Genomic DNA, 7,728 nt, shown 5'->3' on the forward strand with positions numbered 1-7,728 from the left:
GGCGGGGGGTGGGGGCAAGCGCTTGCACCCCTCCATTGTGACGCCCGGTCGTGGACGGTTCGTGCTCAGCACGTGGTCGTGCGCAAGATCTCACCCGGCCGCGGCGCGCTGCCCGGTAGGGTTTCGACTGTGCCGCGTCCTCGCAAGGGGCCTGGCGTGCGGGTTCGTCCCGGGTCCACCGTCGCCCACCCACGGAGCTCATCACGATGAGGATCGTCGTCGCCGTCAAGTATGTTCCCGATATCCACGCCGACCGCCGATTCGACGAGGGCCGCGTCGTGCGCTCGTCGGAGGAGGGGACGCTCAACGAGCTCGACGAGAACGCGATCGAGGCAGCCCTGAAGATCGTCGAGTCGCTGCCCGAGGACGAGCAGGCGTCCTCCGAGGTCGTCGTCCTGACCATGGCCGGCCCCGAGGCCGACACCGCGATCCGCAAGGCGTACCAGATGGGCGTCGGACGCGGGGTGCGCGTGAGCGACGAGGCGCTCGCGGGCTCGGACTACTTCGGGACGGTCAGCACCCTGGCCGCCGCGATCCGCAAGCTCGAGGAGGAGGGCCCGGTCGACCTGGTCGTCACGGGCATGGCCGCGCTCGACGGGCTGGGGTCCGTCGTCCCGGTGCTGCTCGCCGCCGAGCTCGACCTGCCGCAGCTCACGCTCGCGGGCAAGCTCGAGGTCGACGCCCAGGCGCGGACCGCCCAGGTCACGCGCGAGCTCGACGACGCGCTCGAGGTGCTCTCGGCGCCGCTGCCCGCCGTGGTCTCCGTGACGGACCACGCGAACTGGCCGCGCTTCCCGAACTTCAAGCTCATCATGGCCGCGCGCACGCAGCCGATCGAGGTCTGGGACCTCGCGGACCTGGGCGTCGACCCCGCCACGGTGGGCGACGCCGGTGCGCGCACGCACGTCCTCAGCGCCACGCCCCGCCCGCCGCGCCCCGAGGTCGAGGTCGTCGTCGACAAGGGCGAGGGCGGCCGGGCGCTGGCCGAGTTCCTCATCCGCAACGAGCTGGTCTGAGAGGGAACACCGTGACCACCAACGTCCTCGTCCTGCTCGACTCCCCGGAGACGCAGCTGCGCTCCGCGGCCCTCGAGCTCCTCACCATCGCCCGCAGCCTCGGGCGCCCCAAGGCCGTGACGCTCGGCAGCCCGAGCGTCACGACGCTCGCCCAGCTCGGCGCCTACGGCGTCGACACGGTCCTCCAGGCCGAGCTGCCCACGTCCCTGAGCCCGGGCGCCGAGCACCTGACGGCCGTCGTCTCGCAGACGCTCGCGACCGCGGTGCGCCGCGCGAACGCCGACGTCGTGCTGCTCTCGGCGACGTTCCCCAACAAGGAGGCGGCTGCCCGCCTCGCGTACGAGCTCGGCGCGGGCCTCGTGATCGACGCGGCCGCGGTCAGTGCCGAGGACGGCAAGGCCGTGGGCCACAAGCGGGTCTTCGCGGGCTCGTGGGACACCTCGTGCGAGGTCTCGACGGACGTCGCGGTCTTCACGGTCCGCGCCAACTCGGTCGTGCCGGAGCCTGCCGAGACCTCGGTCGCGACCGAGGTCATCGGGTTCCCCGTCGAGGTCCCGGCCTCGGCCACGCGGGTCACGGTCGTCTCGCGCGAGGAGAAGCCGGTCGTCGAGGGCGGGCGTCCGAGCCTCGCAGAGGCCGCCACGGTCGTGGCCGGCGGGCGCGGCACCGACGGTGACTTCGCGCCGGTCGAGGAGCTCGCGGACGCGCTCGGCGCGGCCGTGGGCGCAACCCGCGACGCGGTCTACGAGGGCTGGTTCGACACGTTCATCGGCCAGACCGGCGTGACGATCGCGCCGCGCCTGTACATCGGCGCGGGCATCTCGGGGGCACCGCACCACCGCGGTGGCATGCAGGCGTCGCAGGTCATCGTCGCGGTCAACAACGACTCGGACTGCCCGCTGTTCGAGATCGCCGACTTCGCGGTCGTCGGCGACCTCGCGGAGGTCCTGCCGCAGGCGGCGAAGGTCATCCGGGAGCACAAGGGCTGACCGCTCGCACGGCTCACGGACGCCCCGGCAGGCTCGCCCGCCGGGGCGTCCGCGCGTCCGGGGAGTGCTGCGGGCTGCGTCACCCGGGCCCGACGGCGGAGCACGGCTCCAGGAACGGGTCAGAGTCCCAGGTGCTCGAGCCAGGCGAGGCCTGCGAGCGCCTGGCTCAGGGCCCTCTCCGGGAGCCACGGCCTGCCCGGGGGAGCGGGGCGGCGCGCGGTGTCCAGGGAGAACCCTGCGTACCCGCCGACGATCGAGCGCAGGTCCTCGGGGTGCACCTCGGCACCCAGCGGGTGGTCGTCGAACACGGCCGTGAGCCAGGCCCCGGCGCGCTCGGCGTCGTCCCAGTGCACGACGGGCGGCCCGCCGTCGCACGGGATCTCGACGTCGACGGGCTCGAACACTCCCTCGACGCCCTGGGCGCCGACCGTGACGAGCAGGTGCGCGAGGTCGAGCCAGCCCGCCCCGCGCATGGCGTGGGGCCAGTCGAGGACGTAGACGTGGTCGTCGGTCACGGCGAGGTTCTGGGCCCGCATGTCGCCGTGCACGATCGACTCGCCCTCGCACGCGACGAGCACGCCCAGCTCGGTCTCGACGAGCCGGTCGAGGTGCTGTGCCGCCCAGGGCGAGACGAGCTCGAGGTGCGGGTACGGCTCGCGCTGGACCCGGCCCCAGCCGATCGTGGCCGACGCGAGCTGGGGACCCGCGGGCGGCAGGGGGATCTGGCGCGCGCCGGGGACGCGCGCGAGGTCGTCGAGCGTGTCCAGCACGCGACCGAGCACCGCGGGGTCCCACGGGACGCGGGGCGGGTAGCCGTCGATCGCCTCGTACGCGAGCACGATCCAGTCACCGTCCCCGTGGCCCCACAGGAAGCGCGGCATGGGGACGGCCGCGGGCAGGCGCACCGAGATCTTGGCCTCGGCCCGGTGCAGGTCCGCGCACTCGGGCGCGTCGAGCGTGCGGGCGGCCTTGAGGAAGACCTGGTCGCCCGTCGAGAGACGCACGAGCGAGCCCATGCCCGGGCTGAACCCGCTCACGACGCTGACCTCCTCCACGACCCGGGCGTTCATGGTCGCCTCGATCTCGTCACGCAGCTCGGCGGGGAGCTGCGCCCAGCGCAGCCGGTCGCTCGCGTGGGCGCGCGGGTCCTCCGGTGAGCGGACCACGGCGGTGGTCGCGACGTCGTCGGGCATGGGGCGTGACACTCTCACAGGGTGAGGAGGGGAGTCTGAGGGGGGAACCGCGCGAAGGCGTACCCGGGGGCGGTCTGCGGCGTGGAACGAGCCGGGGACCTGGATCCGAGAACGATCGGGCATCTGTCAAGATATCGCGTTTTCCTGGGCTGTCCAGCGCGATCCCACGGGTCGGCCGGTGGCTCCAGGAGCCCCGTGACAGCGAGCCCCAGGAACCCTTCGTAGACTGGACGACTGTGATCGCCCCATGACCTCCACCCCTGCCGCGCCCGGCGCCGGCGCCTACCTCGACCACGCCGCGACGACCCCCATGTCGCCGGCGGCGATCGAGGCGTTCGTCGCGGAGCTGACGGCGACCGGCAACCCGTCCTCGCTGCACTCGGCGGGCCGGGCTGCGCGCCGTGTCGTCGAGGAGTCGCGCGAGGCCGTGGCAGCGGCGCTCGGCGCGCGCCCCAGCGAGGTGATCTTCACCGCGGGCGGCACCGAGTCGGACAACCTCGCGGTCAAGGGCCTGTTCTGGGGGCGTCGCACGACCGAGCCCCGACGGCGGCGCATCCTCGTCTCGGCGGTCGAGCACCACGCGGTGCTCGACCCGGCGTTCTGGATGGCCGAGCACACGGGCGCGGAGATCGTGCTGCTGCCCGTCGACGACGAGGGACGCCTCGACCTGGACGCCCTGCGGGCCGAGCTCGCGACCAAGGGGGACGAGGTCGCGCTCATCTCGGTCATGTGGGCCAACAACGAGGTCGGGACGATCCAGCCCGTCCAGGAGGTCGTGCAGATCGCGCGCCCCTACGGGATCCCCGTGCACTCCGACGCGGTGCAGGCCGTGGGTCAGGTCCCGGTCGACTTCGCCGCGAGCGGGCTCGACGCCCTGACCCTCACGGGCCACAAGCTCGGCGGCCCGGTGGGCGTGGGGGCGCTGCTCGCCAAGCGTGGCCTGCCGCTCACGCCCGTGCTGCACGGCGGCGGGCAGGAGCGGGGTGTGCGCTCGGGCACGCTCGACACCCCGGCGATCCGGTCGTTCGCGGTCGCGGTGACCGATGCGGTCGGGGCGCGCGCCGAGCGGGCCGAGCACCTGGCCGGGCTGCGCGACGAGCTGGTGCGCGGCGTGCGCGCGGCCGTCCCCGACGCGGTCCTGCGCGGGCCGGACCCCCTGGTCGACCCGTCGCGGCGCCTGCCCGGCAACGCCCACTTCACGTTCCCCGGCTGCGAGGGCGACTCGCTGCTGTACCTGCTGGACTCGGCGGGCGTGCAGACGTCGACGGGGTCGGCGTGCCAGGCCGGGGTCCCGCAGCCCTCGCACGTCCTGCTCGCGATGGGCGTGCCCGAGGAGGACGCGCGCGGTGCGCTGCGGTTCTCGCTCGGCGCGACGTCGACGCACGCCGACGTGCAACGGCTCCTGGACGCGTTGCCCCAGGTCGTGGCGCGCGCGCAGGCCGCAGGTCTCGCGTCCTCGGCGGGCGCAGGCCGGAGCACCACCACGAGCACCACGAGGAGGCCCGCATGAGAGTCCTGGCAGCGATGTCCGGCGGGGTGGACTCCGCCGTCGCGGCCGCACTGGCCGTCGAGGCCGGCCACGAGGTGGTCGGCGTGCACATGGCGCTGTCCCGCAACCGCGAGCAGTTCCGCGCCGGGTCGCGCGGCTGCTGCTCGATCGAGGACGCGGGCGACGCGCGGCGTGCGGCCGACGTCCTGGGCATCCCGTACTACGTGTGGGACCTCTCGGAGCGCTTCGAGGACACGGTCGTCGCCGACTTCCTGTCCGAGTACGAGGCCGGGCGCACGCCCAACCCGTGCGTGCGCTGCAACGAGCACATCAAGTTCGAGGCGCTGCTCGACAAGGCGACCGCGCTCGGGTTCGACGCGGTCGCGACGGGGCACTACGCGCAGGTCCTCACGCGCGAGGTCACGGAGCCCGGGCCGGACGGCGAGCCCGTGACCCGGACGGTCCGCGAGCTGCACCGCTCGCCCAACGAGGCCAAGGACCAGTCGTACGTGCTCGCGGTCATGGGACGAGAGCGGCTGGCCCGCTCGATCTTCCCGCTGGGGGGCTTCGCGTCCAAGGACGAGGTGCGCGAGGAGGCCGAGCGGCGCGGGCTGTCGGTCTCGAACAAGCCCGACTCGTACGACATCTGCTTCGTGTCCGACGGCGACACCCAGGGATTCCTGAAGTCTCGCCTGGGCGCGCGCACGGGCGAGATCGTCGACACCGAGGGCGAGGTCCTGGGCGAGCACGAGGGTGCGTACGCGTTCACGGTCGGCCAGCGCAAGGGCCTGGCCCTGGGCCGTCCGGCGGCCGACGGCAAGCCGCGCTACGTGCTCGAGGTCGAGCCGGTCTCCAACCGCGTCGTCGTGGGGCCCGCCGAGCTGCTCACGGTCGACCGGATCGTGGGGGACCGGTCGGTGTGGCTCGCGGACGACGTCCTCGCGGGCGCGGGCTGGGACGCGTCGACGTCCGCGGCGTCGGACTGGTTCGAGGCGACCGTGCAGGTGCGTGCCCACGGGGTACCGGTACCGGCGCGGGTGCGCGCCGTCGTCGGACCTGGGGCAGGAGCGCCCGAGGACCCGAGCGGTGCGGCGTCCGCGCAGGGCGCAGGCATGGAGGTCGAGCTCACGGGCGAGACGCTGCGCGGCGTGGCCGCGGGGCAGTCGCTCGTGGTGTACCAGGGCACGCGCGTGATCGGGCAGTCGACCGTGCAGCGGGCCTACCGGGCCGCGCGCGCCACGAGCCTCGCGGGCTGAGCCCGTCGTGGCTCGGCGGTGCGGTGCGGACCTCTCAGACCGCGACGGGCACGACGCTCCCCACGGCCGCGCCCGGCTGGGTCGCGGCGAGGACCGCGCTCGTGGGCACCACGGGGTGCTCGCTCAGCTCGCGCACGAGCCACGCGTCGTCGCGCACCGCCCAGTGCTCGGCCTCGCGGCCGTCCGCGAACCGCAGCATGTGCATCTCGCGGACCGTGAAGTGACGGCCCGTGGGGGCCAGGCCCCGGAAGTAGCCGGTGTGCCGGGCGCTGAACGCGACGTGCAGCGCGACCAGGTCGCCCTCGGCCACGGCGTGCAGGACCTCGACGTGCTGGTCGGAGAACGCGTCGGAGAACCAGTGCATGGTCGCGACGAGCCCCTCGAGCCCGCCCGAGGACCCGGGGGCCGGGTCGTGGTTGTGGAAGTCGGCGGCGACCAGCGCCGCCAGGGCCTGCGCGTGGTTCCCCGGGATCGCCTGGGTGTGCACGGCGATCGCGGTGGCCTTGTTGGTCGCGGTGGCCTCGTGGGCCGTACCGACCGAGGACTCCGCCTCGTGGTTGCTTCTCATGTCCGCCTCGCTCGTCCGGCGGGGTCGTCCAACGGCCACCGCGTCGTCACGGTCTGTGGTGCATACTCATCACCCTTCACTCGGAGAGAGGGCTGCCGCAAGGGTTCGTGCGGGTGATGCGCGGGTGAGATCCCCGTGACACGCCCCGGCGGGCCGTGCAGCGCGGCCGGCAGAGCAGTTCTCAGCACGACACACCACAGCAAGGAGCTCACGTCATGACGTCAGTCAGCGGGCACGGACCGTGGCCGGGCGGTGAGGGCACCGACGTGCTCGAGGCGCAGCAGATGATCTTCGGGGACCTCGCCGAGGTGCCCACGGGGGTCACGCCCGTCCCGTTCCTCGTGCGCCTGCCCCAGCGGGGGCCGGGGGCCGACGGCGTGGGGCGCACCGCGACACTGCTCGCCGACCTGCCCGTCGAGATCGGCCCGCACGGCTGGAAGCTCGCCGACCGGCCCGGCATGGACGAGCGGCGTGCGCAGGCGTTCCTGCGCGAGGACCTCGGCGCGCTCGCGATCGCGGGCCACGGGTACTCGGGACCGCTCGCGGTGTCGGTCGTCGGGCCGTGGACGCTCGCGGCCGAGCTCTACCTCGCGCGGGGCGACCGCGTGCTCTCGGACCGCGGTGCGGCGGCCGACCTGGCGGGCTCGCTCGCCGTCGGGCTGCGCGCGCACCTCGACGAGGTGCAGCGTCAGGTGCCCGGCGCCGAGCTCGTGGTACAGGTGTCCGAGCCGCTCCTGGGGCAGATCAACGCGGGCGTGCTGCCGACCTTCTCGGGGTACTCGCGCCTGCGTGCGGTCGAAGGACCGGACATCGTCGAGGGCCTCACCGGGGTCCTGGACGCCGTGCGCGGCTGGGGGGCGCGCAGCGTCGTGCACGTGGGGCCCGCCTGGGTGGGCATCGCGCCCGTGGTGCTCGCAGGTGCCGACGCCGTGGGTCTCGACCTCGCCGCGCGCGGCACGGGCTGGGACGAGAGGGGCTGGGAGCTGGTCGCGCGCGCGGTCGAGCGCGGCACCGGGGTCTGGGCGGGCCTGCCGCCCGCGAAGGTCTCGCAGTGCTCGGGTCCGAACCTCGGCGAGCTCGCGTCGCTCGTGACCGTCCCGTGGCGCCGGATCGGTCTCCCGGCCTCGGGGCTCGACGACGTCACGCTCCTCGCAGCGCCCCGCGCCGGGGGCGTGGGGCTGGGGTCGGGGAGCCGGCTCGGGAGCACCGACGAGAAC

7 protein-coding genes are annotated in these 7,728 nt (G+C 74.2%); 5 read left to right on the forward strand and 2 right to left on the reverse strand.

Features of this window, described 5'->3' with window-relative positions; genetic code table 11:
- The first annotated feature begins 206 nt into the window (after window positions 1–206).
- Window positions 207–1,016, forward strand: a complete 810-nt coding sequence (locus OERS_RS19860; protein WP_056763925.1) for an electron transfer flavoprotein subunit beta/FixA family protein — start codon at window positions 207–209, stop codon at window positions 1,014–1,016.
- Window positions 1,017–1,027: 11 nt separating this feature from the next.
- Window positions 1,028–2,005, forward strand: a complete 978-nt coding sequence (locus tag OERS_RS19865) for an electron transfer flavoprotein subunit alpha/FixB family protein (RefSeq protein WP_056646300.1) — start codon at window positions 1,028–1,030, stop codon at window positions 2,003–2,005.
- 119 nt (window positions 2,006–2,124) lie between these two features.
- On the opposite strand, the gene OERS_RS19870 is transcribed toward OERS_RS19865, so the two are convergent.
- Window positions 2,125–3,210: a phosphotransferase gene (locus tag OERS_RS19870; RefSeq protein ID WP_169834253.1), complete on the reverse strand. Its 1,086-nt coding sequence runs from the start codon at window positions 3,208–3,210 to the stop codon at window positions 2,125–2,127.
- Window positions 3,211–3,445: 235 nt separating this feature from the next.
- On the opposite strand from OERS_RS19870, the gene OERS_RS19875 reads away from it, so the two are divergent.
- The gene (locus tag OERS_RS19875) at window positions 3,446–4,708 is read left to right on the forward strand and encodes a cysteine desulfurase family protein (RefSeq protein ID WP_068627728.1); all 1,263 of its coding nucleotides are present in this window, start codon (window positions 3,446–3,448) and stop codon (window positions 4,706–4,708) included.
- Window positions 4,705–5,943, forward strand: coding sequence for a tRNA 2-thiouridine(34) synthase MnmA (gene mnmA, locus OERS_RS19880; protein ID WP_068627729.1), 1,239 nt, complete (start codon window positions 4,705–4,707; stop codon window positions 5,941–5,943). Before OERS_RS19875 ends, mnmA begins: the two co-directional genes overlap by 4 nt.
- Before the next feature lie 34 nt (window positions 5,944–5,977).
- On the opposite strand, the gene OERS_RS19885 is transcribed toward mnmA, so the two are convergent.
- Complete coding sequence (locus OERS_RS19885) at window positions 5,978–6,511, reverse strand: ester cyclase (RefSeq protein WP_068627730.1); 534 nt, start codon at window positions 6,509–6,511, stop codon at window positions 5,978–5,980.
- A 215-nt stretch (window positions 6,512–6,726) separates the two neighbouring features.
- Between OERS_RS19885 and OERS_RS19890 the strand changes: the two genes are divergently transcribed.
- The coding region (locus OERS_RS19890) for a uroporphyrinogen decarboxylase/cobalamine-independent methonine synthase family protein (RefSeq protein WP_068627731.1) at window positions 6,727–7,728 on the forward strand (1,002 nt) is incomplete at its 3' end.

The organism is Oerskovia enterophila, from assembly GCF_001692445.1.
Lineage (GTDB): Bacteria > Actinomycetota > Actinomycetes > Actinomycetales > Cellulomonadaceae > Oerskovia > Oerskovia enterophila.